Source organism: Pseudomonas sp. R3-18-08, assembly GCF_003852065.1.
Lineage (GTDB): Bacteria > Pseudomonadota > Gammaproteobacteria > Pseudomonadales > Pseudomonadaceae > Aquipseudomonas.
In genome coordinates, this window is the sequence record NZ_CP027729.1 from 2553755 (window position 1) to 2572736 (window position 18982).

Consider the following 18982-nt stretch of genomic DNA (forward strand, 5'->3'; position numbering starts at 1 on the left):
TTTCGGTTGCCACCAAGAGGTAGCTGAATCGAGGGCTTACTGGCCTGGTTAAGCAGTTGTTACGTCCAAGACATGAGGTGTTGCAATGAATCCTAACTTCAACCAGCCGCTCTATTCGCCTCCACCCGCACAGAGCTTCGGATATACCCCTGCCGATTATGGGCGCAATGCTACTGCGAACATGCCGAGCAGTATGACCAGCATTTATTCCAATTCGGCAGTCGCAGAGTCGCTGCTACGCAATTTTGAATACTTCTCGTCTGGAGCTGCTTTCGTTTCGCGAGACTCGCTTATTGACTTTGCCAATCGTCCATTGGTAGACGGCGGTTACCATGATCAGATGACGTTGCTTGCCAGGGATATATTGGGCCGGGGCGACCTCCCACGGCTCTTTGATGGCGTTCAGAACGGCGGTCAGGAAGACGGGCTGATCAACCAAGAGGATGTGGAGCTAGCCATCAACCAGTTAGCTCAGCAAGACGCACGTGGCTATCGGTCACCGGGTTATAACGGCGCGATGCAACAGCCAACAGGGGAGTTTGGGGCGCGCTATACCAGCGCGATGCAGCAACAGAGAGTCAACCAGCAGTTTGCTCCTGCGTTCTGCGAACAGCCTTCCTCCAATGGGCCGCGCGGCATGGAAGGCTGGGACGCGTCGCCACCTGCACCACGAGCGTTCGGGGCGCAGCAGCCGTCCTATGCGGGGATGCCAGTCAGTCAGCAGTGGAACCCCATGACGACAGGGCAGCGACCGTATGCCAATGACAGTAACGAAGCCCTATCGGCCAAAGTGCTCTCCCATTTCAGCAACCTGCAAGACTCCTCAACGGGGACGATCACTGACGCATCACTGAGCGCTGCAGCGTCGGGACACGCTCTGGATGGTCGGCCCATCAGCGCGGCGGATGCCGCTATCGCGCAGGAGCTGCTGGAGCGGGGCCAACTGTTCAAGACCCTTGATCAAGGCCGCAGCGGCACACTTGACGGCAGTATTTCCAGGCAGGATCTGGGCGATGCAGCGAGTGAGTACCGCACAATGAGCAACGCCGGGCTGCTACAGGCCGTGAAAGATAATTTCAGGCAGTTTACCGCCGGTGCGGATGACAATTATGTCAACGCCAATGAGCTGAAAGAGGCAGCCGGTCTTATTCCGTCCGCCCGAACGTTCAGCCCGCAAGCGCGCGAAGTGGCCTTGGAGTTGCTCAATCGTCCGGGATTATTGCGCGAGTTGGATATCGGCGTTCGGGAAAACGGTACGCCAGGCGCTGAAGACAAACGTTTCGACATGGTTAACATCGACCATATGATCGAGAAAGAATCCTTCACATAGCGAGCCAAGCCTTAAGCCAACGCACCTGTGGGTAATTACTCCGTGGCTGCGGGTGGGCAGGATCAAATGAGCGCCAACGGCTGCTTCCGGTGACTCGGGTAGCAGCCGTCGGTGCTCAAGAGGCTTGTGCAGTGGGATCGTCATCTCGGCGTAGCATTCGCGGTTCAGCGCCAATAGACTCAAGCGATTGACGACACCACCGAGACCCAGGGCCCCGAACCATCATGGAAGTCATCCAGCAACGACCGCTGTGGCAGGTCTATCTGTTTTTTCTGGCACCGATGGTGCTGTCCAACTTTCTGCAAAGCTTTTCCGGCACGCTCAACGGTATCTATGTCGGGCAGATGCTGGGTACCCACGCACTGGCGGCGGTGTCGGGCATGTTCCCCATCGTGTTTTTCTTCATTGCCCTGGTGATTGGCCTAGGTGCTGGCGCCTCGGTGTTGATCGGCCAGGCCTGGGGCGCCCGCGAGACGGGAATGGTCAAGGTGATCACCGGCGCCACGCTGACCCTCGGCGCGCTGGTGGGCCTGGTTGCCGCCCTGCTTGGCAGCCTGTTGGCCCGCCCCGCGTTGCAGGCGTTGGGAACCCCTGTCGATGTGCTTGACGATGCGGTGGGCTACGCCCAAGTGATGATGCTGATCATGCCGCTGTTGCTGGTATTCATTCTTTATACCCAACTGCTACGCGGTGTCAGCGATACCGTATCACCGTTGTTGGCCTTGATGGTGTCGACCCTGGTGGGCTTGTTGCTGACGCCAGCGCTGATTCGCGGCTGGATCGGCCTGCCGCCCATGGGCATCCAGAGTGCGGCGTACGCGGGGCTGGCGGGGAATGCCTTGGCGATGCTGTTTCTGATCCTGCGGCTGCGCCACAAAAACTCGGTGATGGCGCCGGATCGCGACATGCTCGCCGCCTTGCGCCTGGACCGGGTGATCCTCGGCAAGGTCCTGCGCATCGGCCTGCCGACAGGCCTGCAGATGGTGGTGCTGTCGTTGTCGGAACTGGTCATCCTGGCGCTGGTCAACGGCCACGGTTCCCAGGCGACGGCGGCGTACGGCGCGGTGACGCAGATCGTCAACTACGTGCAGTTTCCGGCGCTGTCGATTGCCATCACCGCCTCGATCCTGGGGGCCCAGGCGATTGGCGCCGGGCGCCTGGAGCGCATCGGGCCGATCCTGCGCACCGGGCTGTTGATCAACACCGCCCTTACCGGTGGCCTGATCGTGCTCGGCTATGGGCTATCGCATTGGTTGCTGGGGCTGTTCATCACCGACGCCACCGCGCGCGTCAACGCTGAGCACCTGTTGCACATCATGTTGTGGAGCATCCTGGTATTCGGTTTCCAGGCCGTGATCGGCGGGATCATGCGCGCCAGCGGTGTGGTGCTGATACCGGTCGCCATCTCGATTTTCTGTGTGCTGTGCGTGGAATTGCCGGTGGCCTACCTGTTCAATGCGCATTTTGGCCTCGAAGGCGTGTGGATGGCGTTTCCGGTGACTTACCTGGCGATGCTGGTGCTGCAGACCGCGTATTACCGCCTGGTATGGCGGCATAAGCAGATCAAGCGGCTGCTGTGATAAAAGGTTGCCCACCCAAGCAGAGAAGGCGCTTTATCGATGGCTAACCCTTACGCCGAGCTGTTCCAGGTGCCGGGCGCTCGCGCCTTTGTGCTGGCGGGCATGCTGGCACGCATGCCGATCTCCATGACCGGGATTGGCCTGATCACCATGCTCTCGCAAGTGCATGGCGGTTACGGTCTGGCGGGTTCGGTGGCGGCGGTATTCGCGTTGGCTACCGCGTTTTGCGCACCGCAGGTGTCACGCCTGGTGGACCGCTACAGCCAGGGCAGGGTGCTGCCCATTGCGGCGTCGATCGGTGGCGGCGCGTTGTTGATGGTGTTGCTGTGCACGCGTTTGCAGGCGCCAGGCTGGACGTTGTTCCTGTTCGCCGCACTGGCCGGCTGCATGCCCAATATGTCGGCGATGGTGCGGGCGCGCTGGACCGAGCTGTACCGTGGCCAGCCCAAGCTGCACACCGCATTTGCCCTGGAGTCGGTGCTCGATGAAGTGTGCTTCATCATCGGCCCGCCCATTTCCGTCGGCCTCAGTGTGGTGCTGTTCCCGAGGCCGGGCCTTTGGTGGCGGCCGTATTGCTGGCGGTGGGCGTGACCACCTTCGTATTGCAACGCACCACTGAACCGCCGGTGCATGCACGTCATGACCACCACGGGCGCTGGTTGATCGCCTCGCCGTCGGTACTGATCCTGATGACCCTGTTGCTCGCCATGGGTGTGATCGTCGGTGTGGTGGATGTGGTCAGCGTCGCGTTCGCCCAGCACGCGGGCCACCCGACGGCAGCCAGTATTGTGTTGTCGGTCTACGCCATCGGTTCCTGCCTGGCAGGCTTGGCCTTCGGCATGCTCAAGCTCAAGGCGCCGCTGCCTCGGCAGTTTCTGTACTGCGGCGTAGCTACGGCCGTGACCACGTTGCCCTTGCTGTTGGTGACCGACATTCCGGGGCTGGCCGTGGCGATCTTTATCTCCGGTCTGTTCTTCGCTCCGACCCTGATAGTGTCCATGGCGCTGGTGGAGCAAGTCGTCCCACCCAGCCGCCTCACCGAAGGCATGACCTGGCTGATCACCGGCCTGAGCATCGGGGTGGCCATCGGCGCCGCCAGCTCCGGCTGGATGATTGACCACTCTGGCGCCGCCAGCGGGTTCTGGGTTGCACTGGCGGCGGGGATGGTCGTGTTGGGTTCGGCGGTGCTGGGGTATCGGCGGTTAGGCAGTCAGCCAGTCGCCGCGCAAGGCTGCGGGAAATGATGGTGTAAAAACTCATCCAGCGCCTGGCGTGTCAGGTCGTTCAACGTCACTTTCTTGCGGTTCGCCGCCAACGCTGCCGCCAGATGCAGGTCATGGCCGACGCGTACGTTGAACGAGCCCTTGCATGGCTTTTCAGGAGTTTGCCCGAGCGACTGGCAGGTGGCGAGGTAATCGTCCACCGCCTCTTGGAAGGCCGCGTCCAACTCTGCGACAGTTTTGCCTTCGTAGCTCACCAGGGCCTTGATGAACAGGATTTTGCCGAACAGGCAGTTGTCCTCGAGGCTGGCTTCGATGGAGCCGATGTAGCCTTTGTGTTTCAGCTGGTTGTTCACTGAATCAGTTCTCCTGATTTCAATTGTTCGATGATTTGGCGCCGAATGTAGTGTTTCAGTTCGTTGCCGGGGTGAGGCTTGTGCAAGGTGATCAGTGCACTGGGGTCGCCAATGTCGAATTTGACTCGGCTTCCAGCCCCTTCAATCTGTGTGTAGCCCAGTCGGCGTAACAGGGTTACGAGTTCAGACCAGGTGAATGCCATGTGCTCATTGAGCAGTTTGGCGAGCAGCTTTTCATTTTTGGACACGGCGTTCCCTGCGTGTAACTAAATGTAGTTGCAAAAAGTGGTGTACGTCAATGCTAGCTCGGTCTGATGCGTCTTTCCCGAGATTGATGTAACCCGTGATGACACCTCGCTCGCAGGCCCCCATTGCTCGCTAATTTTTCCCTCTGCGGTTCGTTTTATAGGGACGACGTGCCTTTGTGCTTCCTGCCTATTGCTCCGGACTCCAACAAATGAATGCTGAAGACTCCTTGAAACTTGCTCGCCGGTTTATCGGGTTGCCCCTGGAAAAACGCCAAGTGTTCCTGCAGGCCTTGCAGAAAGAAGGCGTGGATTTTTCCCGGTTTCCGATTCCGGCGGGAGTGGAGGCCGAGGATCGCCAAGCGCTGTCCTACGCACAGCAACGCATGTGGTTTCTCTGGCAGTTGGATCCGGCCAGCGGCGCCTACAACCTGCCCGGCGCCGTACGCTTGAAAGGCGCGCTCAGCCTCGACGCCCTGGAACAAGCGTTCGCCAGCCTGGTGGCGCGTCACGAAACCTTGCGCACGGTGTTTCAGCGTCAAGCGGATGAGCGTCTGGCGCAGGTTTCAATCGAGCCGTCGTTGGCCATCGAGAACCTGGACTTGAGCACCCTGGCGCCCGTTGACCGTGAGCAGGCGGTCAACGCGGCGGCGACGCGCCAGTCGCTATTGCCGTTCGACCTCGAGCATGGCCCGCTGCTGCGCGTGCAGCTGCTCAGGCTCGACGAACACGAGCACGTGCTGCTGCTGACCTTGCACCACATCGTCTCCGACGGTTGGTCGATGAATGTGTTGATCGACGAGTTCATCCGTTGCTACGACGCCCACGAGCGCAACGAGGCGCCACAATTGCCGGCGCTGGTGATCCAGTACAGTGACTACGCCCTGTGGCAGCGCCGCTGGCTGGAGGCCGGCGAACAGGCGCGCCAGTTGGCGTATTGGCAGGCGCGCCTGGGCGATGAACATCCGGTTCTGGAGCTGCCGACCGACCGTCCACGGCCGGCCATGCCAAGTTACCAGGGCACTCGCCATGCCTTCGAGATCGACCCGGCGCTGGGCACCCAACTGCGCCTGTGCGCGCAAAAGCACAACGTCACCTTGTTCATGCTGCTGCTCGGCGCCTTCAACGTGTTGTTGCATCGTTATACGGGGCAGGGCGACATTCGTGTCGGCGTGCCCATCGCCAACCGCAACCGCACTGAAGTCGAAGGCTTGATCGGCTTCTTCGTCAACACCCAGGTACTGCGCACCGAGCTGACCGGCCAAACCCGCATTGCCGAACTGCTGCAAGGCATCAAGGAGCACGCCCTGGGCGCCCAGGCCCATCAGGAATTGCCGTTCGAACGCTTGGTCGACGCCTTGAACGTCGAGCGTAGCCTCAGCCATACGCCGCTGTTCCAGGTGATGTACAACCATCAACCGGTGGTGGCGGATATCGCCTCCGTCAGCACCGCCTCCGGCCTGGAACTGGCCCTGGTGGAATGGCAAGGCCGCACCACCCAGTTCGACCTTACCCTCGACACCTATGAAAAATCCGGCACCTTGCATGCCGCGCTGACCTACGCCAACGACCTGTTCGACGCGCCTTCCATCCAGCGCATGGCGCGCCATTGGACCCGCCTGTTGCAGGCGATGGTGGCGGACGCTGAACAGCGCATCGGTGAGCTGCCGATGCTCAGCGCCGACGAGCAACAGCTGCTGGTCAAGACCTGGAACCACACGGTCGCACCGTACCCGACCGAACGCGCGATCCATCACTTGATTGAAGACCAGGCGCAACGCACGCCTGACGCGCCAGCGCTGGTGTTCGATGAGCTGACCCTGACCTACGCCCAGCTGGACGCACGCGCCAACCGGTTGGCCCATGCATTGCGCGAGCAAGGCGTCGGCCCGGACGTGCTGGTGGGCATTTGTGTCGAGCGTTCCATTGAAATGGTCGTGGGCCTGCTGGCGATCCTCAAGGCGGGCGGCGCCTATGTCCCGCTGGACCCGGAATACCCCGAGGAGCGCCTGGCGTACATGATCGACGACAGCGGCATCAGGCTGCTGCTCAGCCAGCAAAGCCTGCTGGCACGGCTGCCGACCGCAGGCCTCCAGGTGATTGCCCTGGATCAGCCGGCCAACTGGCTCGACGGCTACAGCACCGCAGCCCCGAACGTCAGCCTGCATGGGCTGAACCTGGCCTACGTGATCTACACCTCGGGCTCCACCGGTAAACCCAAGGGCGCCGGTAACAGCCACCGCGCACTGGTCAACCGCCTGTGCTGGATGCAGCAGGCCTACGCACTCGATGGCGGTGACGCGGTGCTGCAGAAAACCCCGTTCAGCTTCGACGTTTCCGTGTGGGAGTTTTTCTGGCCGCTGATGACGGGCGCGCGCCTGGTGGTTGCCGCGCCGGGCGAACACCGTGAACCGGCCCGGCTGATCGAGACCATCGGCCGGCACGCCGTCACCACCGTGCACTTCGTGCCGTCAATGTTGCAGGCGTTTATCCATGAGCCCGGCGTGGAGGCCTGCGCCAGCCTCAAGCGCATTGTCTGCAGTGGCGAAGCCTTGCCATTGGACGCGCAACGCCAAGTGTTCGCCAAGCTGGCGAATACGGCCTTGTACAACCTTTACGGCCCGACCGAAGCAGCAATCGACGTCACCCACTGGACCTGCATCGACGAAGGCGCGGACAGCGTACCCATCGGCCGGCCGATCGCCAACCTCGGCACCTACGTGCTGGATGCCCAGCTCAACCCGGTTGCGGCTGGTGTCTCAGGCGAGCTGTACCTCGGCGGCACCGGCCTGGCGCGCAGTTACCATCGCCGCCCGGCGCTGACGGCCGAGCGCTTTGTGCCAAGCCCGTTCGTGGCCGGCGAGCGCCTGTATCGTACCGGTGACCGTGTGCGCCAGCGCGGCGATGGGGTGATCGAATACCTTGGCCGCCTCGACCATCAGGTCAAGCTGCGCGGCTTGCGCATCGAACTGGGTGAGATCGAAACGCGCCTGATGCAGCACCCAACGGTGCGCGAAGCGGTGGTAGTGGTACACGGCGGCAAGCAGTTGGTGGCTTACCTGGTGCTTGAGCGCGACGCACCGACCGACCTCAAGGCCTGGCTGCTTGGCAGCCTGCCGGAATACATGGTGCCAAGCCACTTCATCACGCTTGCCAAGCTGCCGGTGACCGCCAACGGCAAGCTCGACCGCAAGGCGCTGCCACTGCCGGACGCCACGGCGCAGCAGGCCTTTGCTGCCCCGGAAAACACCGTGCAACAAGCCCTGGCCGCGATCTGGAGCGACGTGCTGGGCATTCAGGCTGTCGGCCTGGACGACAACTTTTTCGAGCTGGGCGGCGATTCAATCATCTCCATTCAGGTGGTCAGCCGGGCCCGCCAGGCCGGTATCCGCCTCAGTCCGCGCGACCTGTTCCAGTACCAGAGTGTGCGCAGCCTGGCGCTGGTGGCGGGCGTCGACGAACTGAGCGAAGTCGATCAGGGGCCGGTCAGCGGTGAGGTCATTCTCACGCCGGTGCAGCAGGGCTTTTTCGCCCAGGCCATCCCGGCGCGTCACCATTGGAACCAGTCGTTGCTGCTGACCCCGCGTGAACCACTGCAGCCCGCTCGGCTCGACGCGGCCGTGATGCAAGTGGTCCGGCATCACGATGCCCTGCGCCTGCGCTTCGTGGCGCAGGCTCAAGGGTGGCAACAGCACCACGCCACTGCGGTCGACGCATCGCTGCTGTGGCAGGCCCAGGCCGACACCGACGCCGAATTGGCCGCGCTGTGTGACAAGGCCCAGCGCAGCCTTGACCTGGAGCACGGCCCGTTGCTGCGCGCCGCCCTGGTCGAGATGGCCGACGGCACCCAGCGGTTGCTGCTGGTGGTGCACCACCTGGTGGTGGATGGCGTGTCCTGGCGCATCCTGCTCGAAGACTTGCAACAGGCGTATCGCGAGCAGCGGTTGCCGGCAAAGACCAGCGCCTATCAGCACTGGGCGCACCGGCTGCAAGAGCACGCGCACGCTCTCAAGCATCAACTTCCGTACTGGCAGGCGCAAACCGCCGAGGCCGAGTTGCCCTGTGATCACCCTGAAGGCGGCCTGCAGCATCGCCTGGGCGCCAAGCTGGAAACGCGCCTCGACGCCGAGCACACGCGCCAGTTGCTGCAGGAGGCGCCGGCGGCCTATCGCACCCAGGTCAATGACCTGTTGCTCACCGCCCTGGCACGCGTGGTCAGCCGTTGGAGCGCTCAGCCCGCCGCGCTGATCCAGCTGGAAGGGCATGGCCGCGAAGACCTGTTCGACGGCATCGACCTGACGCGCACCGTCGGCTGGTTCACCAGCCTGTTTCCGCTGCGCCTGCAAGCGGACGGCGAGTTGGCCGGCGCGATCAAGGCGGTCAAGGAACAACTGCGTGCAGTCCCCGACAAGGGCCTGGGCTATGGCCTGCTGCGCTACCTCGGCGCGCCCGGAGCCCGCGAAACCCTGGCCGGCCTGGCCGTGCCGCGCATCACCTTCAACTATCTAGGTCAGTTCGATCGCCAGTTCGATGACTCGGCACTGTTTGTACCGGCCGCCGAGGGCAGCGGCCAAGCCCAGGACCCCGAGGCACCGCTGGCCAACTGGCTGACGGTGGAAGGGCAGGTGTATGGCGGTGAATTGGCGCTGCAGTGGGGCTTCAGTCGCGAGATGTTCGAGGCTGCGACCATCCAGCGCTTGGCGGACGACTTCGCCTGTGAGCTCAAGGCCGTGATCGCCCATTGCTGTGCCACACCGGCCGGGCAGGTCACGCCATCGGATTTCCCCCTGGCACAGGTCACTCAGGCGCAGCTGGATGGATTGCCGGTGGCCGGGCCGGCCATCGCCGACCTGTACCCGCTGTCGCCGATGCAGCAGGGCATGCTGTTCCACACCCTGCTGGCGCCGGAAGCCCAGGCCTATATCAACCAGTTGCGCGTCGACATCGAAGGCCTCGATCTGCTGGCGTTCGGGCGCGCCTGGCAGGCCGCGCTGGACCGTCACGACATCCTGCGCAGCAGCTTCCATTGGCAGGGCCTGGACAGCGCCCATCAAGTGATCCGGCGCCAGGTCGACCTGCAGCTGCAGGTGATTGAAGACCCGAGTGCCGATTGCGAAGCCTTGGCTCAGGCCGAGCGTGAACGCGGTTTCGCACTCGATACCGCGCCGCTGTTTCGCCTGATGCTGGTGCGCGGCGCGGGGCCGACCTGGCACCTGATTTTCACCAGCCACCACATTCTCATGGATGGCTGGAGCAACGCCCAGTTGCTCGGCGAGGTGCTCGCCCATTACGCCGGCCAGACGGTGCCCGCACCGCTCGGGCAATTTCGCGATTACCTGGGCTGGCTGCAACGGCAAGGCAACGGCGAAGCGTTCTGGAAAGCCCAGCTGGCGCCGCTGCAGGCGCCGACTCTGCTGGCCCAAGCGCTGCGTGCGCCGGTTGCGCGGGCAGGCACTGCCGACCATCAGGTTGTGCTGGGCCGTGACTTCACCCACACCCTCAGTGAGTTCGCCCGCCAACACAAAGTCACTCTCAACACCGTGCTGCAAGGGGCCTGGAGCCTGCTGCTGCAACGCTACACCGGCCAGGCGTGCGTGGCGTTCGGCGCCACCGTGGCCGGGCGTTCCGCGCCGTTGCCGGGGATCGAACAGCAGTTGGGTCTGTTCATCAACACCTTACCAATCATCAGCGCCGCCTCGCCGGCACAATCGGCCATCAGCTGGCTTGGTGAGTTGCAAGCGCTGAACCTCAGCCTGCGCGATCACGAGCATGTGCCGCTCTATGACATCCAAGGCTGGGCTGGCCAGCCAGGCGCCGCGCTGTTCGACACCTTGCTGGTGTTCGAAAACTTCCCGGTGGCCGAAGCCCTGAAGCAGGGGGCGCCGGCCGGGCTGAGCTTCGGGCCATTGCATAACCATGAGCGCACGCATTACCCGCTGACCCTCGGCATCGAGCTGGGTACCAGCCTGCGCCTGGAATTCAGCTACGACCGGGCGCACTTCAGCCAAGCCCAGGTCAGCCGCCTGAGCGACAACCTGCAGTATCTGCTCGCGCAATTTCTCGCAGACGCGCAAAGCCCCCTGGGCAACCTGCGTCTGCTCGACGCCAGCGCCCAGCGTGATGTGCTTGCCCTCAGCCAATTGCCCGCAGCCGTCCAGCCTCATCAACGCGCCCATGAACGCATCGCTGCCCAGGCCCAGGCCACGCCGGATGCACTGGCGGTGCAGGCTGGCAGCGAACGCCTCAGCTATGCCCAACTCAACGCCCGCGCCAACCGCCTGGCCCATCGCCTGCTGGAATGCGGCGTCGGCCCCGGTCAGCGCGTGGGCCTGGCGTCCCGTCGTGGCCCGCAGTTGATCGTCAGCCTGCTGGCGGTGCTCAAGAGCGGCGCGGCCTATGTGCCGCTGGACCCGAAATACCCCGCCGAGCGCCTGGCCTATATGCTGGCGGACAGCCGCCTCGACCTGCTGCTCAGCGAAACCGGCCTGCTGGCCGATTTGCCATTGCCGGCAGGGCTGACCCGCCTCGACTTCAGCGCCGGCGGTGATGAATTGGCCAGCTACCCTGCGACCAATCCGCCCAACCACGCGATGGCGGCGGACCTGGCCTATGTGATCTACACCTCCGGCTCCACCGGCCAGCCCAAAGGCGTGGCCATCGACCATGCCGCCCTCGACCAGTTCTGCGACAGCGCCGTGGTGTACAGCCAACTGAGCGCCCAGGACCGCGTGCTGCAATTCGCCACTTTCAGTTTCGACGGCTTTGTCGAGCAGTGCTACCCGCCGCTGTGCGTGGGCGCGGCGCTGATCATGCGCGGCGATGAACTGTGGGACGCCGGGCAACTGGCGCGAGAAATCGTTGAACAGGGCGTGACCCTGGCCGACTTGCCCGCCGCCTACTGGTACTTGCTGGCCAAGGAATGCGCCGTGCACCGCCGCCCCCTGGGCAAGCTGCGCCAGGTGCATGTGGGCGGTGAGGCCATGTCCGTGGAAGGCCTGCGCGCCTGGCATGCCGCCGGGTTGGGCGATGTGCGGCTGGTCAACACGTACGGGCCGACCGAGGCGACGGTGGTGTCCAGCGTGCACGATTGCCGGTTGGCTGATGCCAGCGACTCGTTCGGCGTGCCGATTGGGCGCGCGATTGCCGGGCGCTCGCTCTACGTGCTCGACAGCGCTTTCGAACTGCAGGCGACCGATAGCGTGGGCGAGTTGTGCATTGGTGCCGAGGCCGGCCTGGCCCAAGGCTATTTCGACCGCCCGGCGCTGACCGCCGAGCGCTTCCTGCCCGACCCGTTTGCCGCCATCCCCGGTGCGCGGCTCTACCGCAGCGGCGACCTGGCCCGTTACAACGAGGCGGGTGCGCTGGAGTACGTCGGGCGTATCGACCATCAGGTGAAGATTCGCGGCTTGCGTATCGAAATGGGCGAAATCGAAGCCAGCCTGCAAGCCTTGCCGCAGGTGCGTGAAGCGGCGGTACATGCGCTGCCGAGCGCCACGGGCACGCAATTGGTCGCCTACGTGGTAGCCGCCGAGGGCCATGTGCTGGAGACACAGGCACTGGCGGGCCGTTTGCGCCAGTCGCTGCCGGACTACATGGTGCCTGGGCAGTGGGTGGTGCTCGAGGCGTTGCCCTTGAACAGCAACGGCAAGCTCGACCGCCGCGCACTGCCGGCGCCGGACCTGAACCTGCACGCCCCGGCCTACGTGGCGCCCCACAGCCCGCTGCAAATCCAGCTCGCGGCGATCTGGCAAGCGGTGTTGCAGGTTGAGCGCGTCGGCCTGGACGATCACTTCTTTGAACGCGGCGGTCATTCGCTGCTGGCCACCCAGGTGATCTCTCGGGTGCGGCATGCGCTCAAGCTCGAAGTGCCGCTGCGCGCGCTGTTCGAACAGCCGACCCTGCGCGCATTTGCCGACGCTTGCGCGGCGCTGCAGGTGAGCACGGCGCAGTCGTTGCTGGCGCTGGAGCGCGGCCGTCCGCTGGCGCTGTCCTTCGCCCAGGAACGCCAATGGTTCCTCTGGCAACTGGACCCGGCCAGCGCGGCCTATCACGTGCCTGCCGCCCTGCACCTGCGCGGCCAACTCAACCGCGCCGCACTGGAGCAGGCGCTCCAAGCCCTGGTACAGCGCCATGAGCCGCTGCGCACCACCTTTGTGGAGCAAGGCGAGCACACTTTGCAAGTCATCCATCCGCACCTGGCGGTGACCATCGAGCAGCAGCGCGTCGATGTGGCGGCGATCGAACAGGCGGTGGCCGAGGAAATCCAGCGCCCGTTCGACCTGCGCATCGGCCCGCTGATGCGGGTTAAATTGCTCGACGTCGCGCCAGAGCATCATGTGCTGGTGATCACCCAGCACCACATCATCTCCGACGGTTGGTCGATGCAAGTGATGGTCGATGAGCTGGTAGCGCTCTATCAGGGTGACGACGCCTTGCCGGCGTTGCCGATCCAGTACGCCGACTATGCCCAGTGGCAACGTGACTGGATGGCCGCCGGGGAGAAACAGCGCCAGCTCGATTACTGGTGCGCGCGCCTGGGCAGTGAACATCCGGTGCTGGCGCTGCCCCTGGACCACCCGCGTCCGGCGGTGCAAAGCCATCGGGGCGCACGCCGGCAGATCCATCTGGATCGCGCGCTGGTGGCCGAGCTCATGGCGTTGGCCCAGCGTCAGGACGTGACCTTGTTCATGCTCCTGCTGGCCTCGTTCCAGACATTGCTGCATCGCTACAGCGGCCAGTCCGAAATCCGCGTCGGCGTGCCGATCGCTAACCGCACGCGCCTGGAAACCGAGCGACTGGTCGGTTTCTTCGTCAACACCCAGGTACTGCAGGCGCAGTTGCATGGGCAAATGCCTTTCGAACAGTTATTGGCCCAGGTCAAGCGCCGCGCCCTCGAGGCCCAGGCGCATCAGGACCTGCCGTTCGAACAACTGGTGGAAGCCTTGCAGCCTGAGCGCAGTCTCAGCCACAACCCGCTGTTCCAGGTGATGTTCAACCATCAGGACAGCCTGCGCGCCGGCCCTGTGCACTTGCCGGGCCTGGCATTGCAGGCGCTGGACTGGGCCGGGCATACCACCCAGTTCGATTTGAGCCTGGAGACCGAAGAATCCGCCGATGGCCTCTGGGCGTCGCTGACGTACGCCACCGACCTGTTCGAAGCGGCAACCCTGGAACGCCTGGCCGGGCATTGGCACAACCTGTTGCACGCAGTGGTGAGCGATGCGTCCCAGGCGCTCGATGACCTGGCAATGCTCAGCGCACCGCAATGGCAGCAGATGGTTGAAGGCTGGAACCACACCTCATTCGACTATCCACGCGAGCAGTGCGTGCACCAGTTGTTCGAGGCCCAAGCCCTTGCCCAGCCGGAGGCCGTCGCACTGCGCTTCAATGGCGACCGCCTGAGCTACGCCGAACTCAACCGTCGGGCCAATCGCCTGGCGCATCGCTTGATTGCGGCAGGCGTCGGCCCTGACGTGCTGGTGGCGGTGCATGTGGAGCGCTCCCTGGACATGGCGGTCAGCCTGTTGGCCACCCTCAAGGCCGGCGCTGCCTACGTGCCGCTCGACCCGCAGTTCCCGGCCGAGCGCCTGGCATTCATGCTCGACGACAGCGGCGCCCGGGTGCTGCTGACCCAGGCGCGGTTGCACGGCCAGCTGGCGCATCCCGAGGGCCTGCAGGTGCTGTTGGTCGAGGATGAAACGGGTGCAGAACACAACCCCGAGGTTGCGCTCACACCGGAGCACCTGGCCTACGTGATCTATACGTCCGGCTCCACCGGCAAGCCCAAAGGTGTGATGGTGCGGCACCAGGCGCTGTGCAGTTTTACCTGCGCCATGGCCGACAGTTTGTCCATCGGCGCTGATGCACGCCTGTTGTCGTTGACCACGTTCTCGTTCGACATCTTCGCCCTGGAGCTCTACGTGCCGCTGAGTGTCGGCGCGACGGTGCTGCTGAGCGAGCAGGCCATGGCGCTGGACCCGGAAGCCATCCTCGACTTGGCCCACAGCCAGGCGGCCACGGTGCTGCAGGCGACGCCGTCGACCTGGCGCATGCTGCTCGACAGCCCGCGCGCGCAGCTGTTGCGCGGCGTCCAGTGCCTGTGCGGCGGCGAAGCGTTGCCGGCTGACCTGGCCCAGCGCCTGCTCGCTCTGCAAGGCCCGGTGTGGAACCTCTATGGGCCGACGGAAACCACCATCTGGTCGGCGGCCCATCGGCTGCATGAAGCGCAGCCTTTGGTCGGGCGGCCTATCGCCAACACCTCGCTGTTCATCCTCAATGCCGGGCTCACCCCATGCCCGCAAGGCGCGGCCGGTGAGCTGCTGATCGGCGGGGTCGGCCTGGCGCGGGGTTATCACGCACAGCCTGCGCTCACCGCCGAGCGTTTTGTGCCGGACCCGTTCGGGGCGCCCGGCGCACGCCTGTACCGCACCGGCGACCTGGCGCGTTACTGCGCAGACGGCGTGGTCGAGTACCTCGGCCGGGTCGATCACCAGGTCAAGGTGCGTGGTTTCCGTATCGAGCTGGGTGAGATCGAAGCCTGCCTGCGTGACTACCCAGGCGTGCGTGAAGCCGTGGTGCTGGCCGACAACGACCGCTTGATCGCCTACCTGGTGAGCTCCGCACCGGACGAACAACAGGCCTACAAAGCCGCGTTGCGCGAGCGCCTGCCGGACTACATGGTGCCGGCGCACCTGCTGTTCCTCGACCGTCTGCCGTTGACCCCCAACGGCAAGCTCGACCGCAAGGCCTTGCCCAAGGTGGATGCCAGCCAACTGAGTAAAGGCCATCTGGCCCCCATCACCCCGCGCGAACAACAGGTCGCGGCGATCTGGGCCGAGGTGCTGAACGTGCCGCAGGTCGGTCTCGACGATCACTTCTTCGAACTGGGCGGGCATTCCTTGTTGGCCACGCGGGTGGTGTCGCGGGTGCGTCAGGCCTTGGCCCTGGAAGTCGCGCTCAAGACCCTGTTCGAACAACCCCTGCTGGGTGACTTTGTGCGCGCACTGGGCGAGGAGGGCGTCACCGCGCCGGCGCTGCAGAAGGCCGACCGCACGCAACCCTTGCCGTTGTCTTACGCCCAGGAGCGCCAATGGTTCCTGTGGCAACTGGACCCGCACAGCACGGCCTACCACATCCCCAGTGCCTTGCGCTTGCATGGCCCGCTGGACCAGGCCGCGCTGCAACGCAGCTTCGACACCTTGCTGGCGCGCCATGAAAGCCTGCGCACCCATCTGCGCCAGGAGGCCATGGGCGCGGTGCAAGTCATCGAAGCGCTGGGCCTGATCGATATCGACCGGGGCGCCTGCGACTATGCCGACCTCAAGGCCGCTGTGGCGGCCGAGGTCGCACGCCCCTTCGATTTACTGCGCGGGCCGCTGTTGCGGGTCAAGTTGCTGCGCCTGGCTGAGGACGACCATGTGCTGGTGCTGGTGCAGCACCACATCGTCTCCGATGGTTGGTCGATGCAACTGATGGTCGAGGAACTGGTGCAGATGTACGCCGCGTTCAGCCAGGGGCAAACGCCGGACCTGCCGGCATTGCCGATCCAGTACGCCGACTATGCCGTGTGGCAACGCCAGTGGATGGAGGCCGGCGAGCAGGCGCGTCAATTGGCTTACTGGCGTGAGCAACTGGGCGGCGAACAGCCGGTGCTGGAGCTGCCGTTCGACTACCCGCGCCCGGCGCTGCCAAGCCATCGCGGCGCACGCCTGGGCATCGAGTTGGCGCCAGGGCTGCTGGAAGGCTTGCGAGCGTTGGCGCACAACGTCGGCGTCACGCTGCCGATGGTGCTGCTGGCGTCCTATCAGGCGCTGTTGCACCGCTACAGCGGCCAGGAAGACGTGCGCGTCGGCGTCCCGGTGGCCAACCGTAACCGCCTGGAAACCGAGGGTTTGATCGGGTTCTTCGTCAACACCCAAGTGCTCAGGGCCGAGCTGCACGGGCAGATGAGCGTCGAGCAGTTGCTGCGCCAGGTGCGCCAGCGCTCCCTGGACGCCCAGGCCCATCAGGACCTGCCGTTCGAACAACTGGTGCAGGCGTTGCAGCCGGAGCGCAGCCTGAGCCTGAGCCCCTTGTTCCAGGTGCTGTTCAACCACCGCGTGACGTCCGCCGCAAGCCAGTTGCAGCAGCTGACCGACCTGCACATCGAAGTGCTGAGTTGGGATGAAGGCGTGGCCCAGTTCGACCTGGCGCTGGACGTCGAAGAAAGCCCGACGGCGCTGCATGCCTCTCTGAGCTACGCCACCGACCTGTTTGCGCCCGCCACCATCGCGCGCATGGCGGCGCATTGGCAGAACCTGCTACAGGCAATGGTTGCTGATCCACATCAATCCATTGGCCAGTTGCACCTGCTGGACGCCGCCGAGCAGCAACACATCCTGCACCTGTGGGACCGTACCGAATCCGGCTACTCGGCCCAGCGCCTGGTGCATGAGCTGGTCGCTGACCGTGCGCGGCAGACCCCGGATGCAGTGGCGGTGAAGTTCGATGCGCAAACCCTGAGTTACGCTGAGCTCGACGCCCAGGCCAACCGCCTGGCCCACGCGTTGATCGCCCGTGGCGTCGGCCCGGAAGTGCGGGTGGCCATCGCCATGCCGCGCAGCGCCGAGATCATGGTGGCCTTCCTCGCCGTGCTCAAAGCCGGTGGCGTGTACGTGCCGCTGGACATCGAGTACCCGCGTGATCGCCTGCTGTACATGATGCAGGACAGCCGGGCGCAACTGCTGCTCAGCCATACCCAGGCATTGGCGCAATTGCCGATTCCGGCAGGGCTGGAGACCTTGGCGATTGACTCCACCGAGCAATGGGCGCACTTCAGCGACGACGCGCCGAACGTGGTTCTACACGGCGACAACCTCGCCTACGTGATCTACACCTCCGGTTCCACCGGCATGCCCAAGGGCGTGGCGGTGCCCCACGGGCCGTTGGTAGCGCACATCATCGCCACCGGCGAGCGCTATGAAACCAGCCCGGCCGACTGCGAACTGCACTTCATGTCGTTCGCCTTCGACGGTGCCCATGAAGGCTGGATGCACCCGCTGATCAACGGCGCCAGCGTGCTGATCCGTGACGACAGCCTGTGGTTGCCGGAATACACCTACGCGCAGATGCATCGTCACAACGTGACCATGGCGGTGTTCCCACCGGTGTACCTGCAACAACTGGCCGAACATGCCGAGCGCGACGGCAACCCACCGGCGGTGCGCGTGTACTGCTTCGGCGGTGATGCGGTGGCGCAGGCCAGCTATGACCTGGCCTGGCGTGCGCTGAAACCGACCTACCTGTTCAACGGCTACGGCCCCACCGAAACCGTGGTCACGCCGCTGCTGTGGAAGGCGCGCAAAGGCGACCCGTGCGGCGCCGTCTACGCGCCCATCGGCACCTTGCTCGGCAACCGCAGCGGCTACGTGCTCGATGCCCAACTCAACCTGCAACCCATCGGCGTGGCCGGCGAGCTGTACCTGGGCGGCGAGGGCGTGGCCCGGGGTTACCTGGAGCGTCCGGCGTTGACCGCCGAACGTTTCGTGCCGGACCCGTTCGGCAAGCCCGGCAGCCGTGTGTACCGCAGCGGCGACCTGACCCGTGGGCGTGCGGATGGCGTGGTGGACTACCTCGGCCGCGTCGATCACCAGGTGAAAATCCGTGGTTTCCGTATCGAACTGGGCGAAATCGAAGCGCGCTTGCGTGAACAGGACAGCGTCGGCGAAACCGTGGTGGTGGCCCAGGACGGCCCGACCGGCAAGCAGTTGGTGGCGTATGTCGTCCCCGCCGATGCCAGCCTGGCCGACCAGGCCGAATTCCGCGACACCCTGCGCCGCGCCCTGAAAAGCGGCCTGCCGGACTACATGGTGCCGGCGCACTTCGTATTCCTCGCACAGATGCCGTTGACCCCCAACGGCAAGCTCGACCGCAAGGGCCTGCCGTTGCCGGACGCCAGCCAGATGCAGCAACGCTACGTGGCGCCGCAGACCGAACTGGAGCAGCACATTGCCGCGATCTGGGCCGACGTGCTGCACCTTGCGCAAGTGGGCCTGAACGACAACTTCTTCGAAGTCGGCGGGCATTCCTTGCTGGCGATCCAGATCACCTCGCGGGTCCAGGCCGAGCTGGGCCTGGACGTACCGCTGATGGAACTGTTCCAGACCGAATCGCTGCGTGCCTACGTGCAGGCCGCAGCCACCTTCCGCGCCGGCAGCGAGGAAGATTTTGACGATCTTCGTGACTTTTTGAGCGAACTAGAGGCGATTTGAAC

The 18982-nt window shown here is 64.5% G+C and carries 5 protein-coding genes and 1 pseudogene; 4 read left to right on the forward strand and 2 right to left on the reverse strand.

Annotated elements, in window-relative coordinates; genetic code table 11:
- Window positions 1-85: 85 nt before the first annotated feature.
- The 3 genes and pseudogenes from C4J92_RS27055 (at window position 86) to C4J92_RS11840 (ending at window position 4154) form a co-directional block, all read left to right on the forward strand.
- The gene (locus C4J92_RS27055) at window positions 86-1330 is read left to right on the forward strand and encodes a hypothetical protein (RefSeq protein ID WP_177413181.1); all 1245 of its coding nucleotides are present in this window, start codon (window positions 86-88) and stop codon (window positions 1328-1330) included.
- 224 nt (window positions 1331-1554) lie between these two features.
- A complete protein-coding gene (locus C4J92_RS11835) occupies window positions 1555-2910 on the forward strand; it encodes an MATE family efflux transporter (RefSeq protein ID WP_124403956.1) in 1356 nt (451 codons plus the stop codon).
- A gap of 39 nt (window positions 2911-2949) precedes the next feature.
- A pseudogene (locus C4J92_RS11840) lies at window positions 2950-4154 on the forward strand (MFS transporter).
- Here C4J92_RS11840 and C4J92_RS11845 read toward each other — a convergent pair.
- Both C4J92_RS11845 and C4J92_RS11850 read right to left on the reverse strand, forming a co-directional pair.
- Window positions 4121-4486 carry a type II toxin-antitoxin system HicB family antitoxin gene (locus tag C4J92_RS11845; RefSeq protein WP_124362545.1) on the reverse strand — a complete coding sequence of 122 codons (366 nt, stop codon included), beginning with the start codon at window positions 4484-4486 and terminating at the stop codon, window positions 4121-4123. The pseudogene C4J92_RS11840 and the gene C4J92_RS11845 overlap by 34 nt on opposite strands.
- A complete protein-coding gene (locus C4J92_RS11850) occupies window positions 4483-4734 on the reverse strand; it encodes a type II toxin-antitoxin system HicA family toxin (RefSeq protein WP_057722035.1) in 252 nt (83 codons plus the stop codon). Before C4J92_RS11850 ends, C4J92_RS11845 begins: the two co-directional genes overlap by 4 nt.
- 209 nt (window positions 4735-4943) lie before the next feature.
- Between C4J92_RS11850 and C4J92_RS11855 the strand changes: the two genes are divergently transcribed.
- Complete coding sequence (locus C4J92_RS11855) at window positions 4944-18980, forward strand: non-ribosomal peptide synthase/polyketide synthase (protein ID WP_124403957.1); 14037 nt, start codon at window positions 4944-4946, stop codon at window positions 18978-18980.
- The last annotated feature ends 2 nt before the right edge of the window (window positions 18981-18982 follow it).

Coding starts and splice junctions, on each gene's coding strand:
- C4J92_RS27055 (WP_177413181.1), top strand. CDS start 86: ATGAATCCTAACTTCAACCAGCCGCTCTATTCGCCTCCACCCGCACAG.
- C4J92_RS11835 (WP_124403956.1), top strand. CDS start 1,555: ATGGAAGTCATCCAGCAACGACCGCTGTGGCAGGTCTATCTGTTTTTT.
- C4J92_RS11855 (WP_124403957.1), top strand. CDS start 4,944: ATGAATGCTGAAGACTCCTTGAAACTTGCTCGCCGGTTTATCGGGTTG.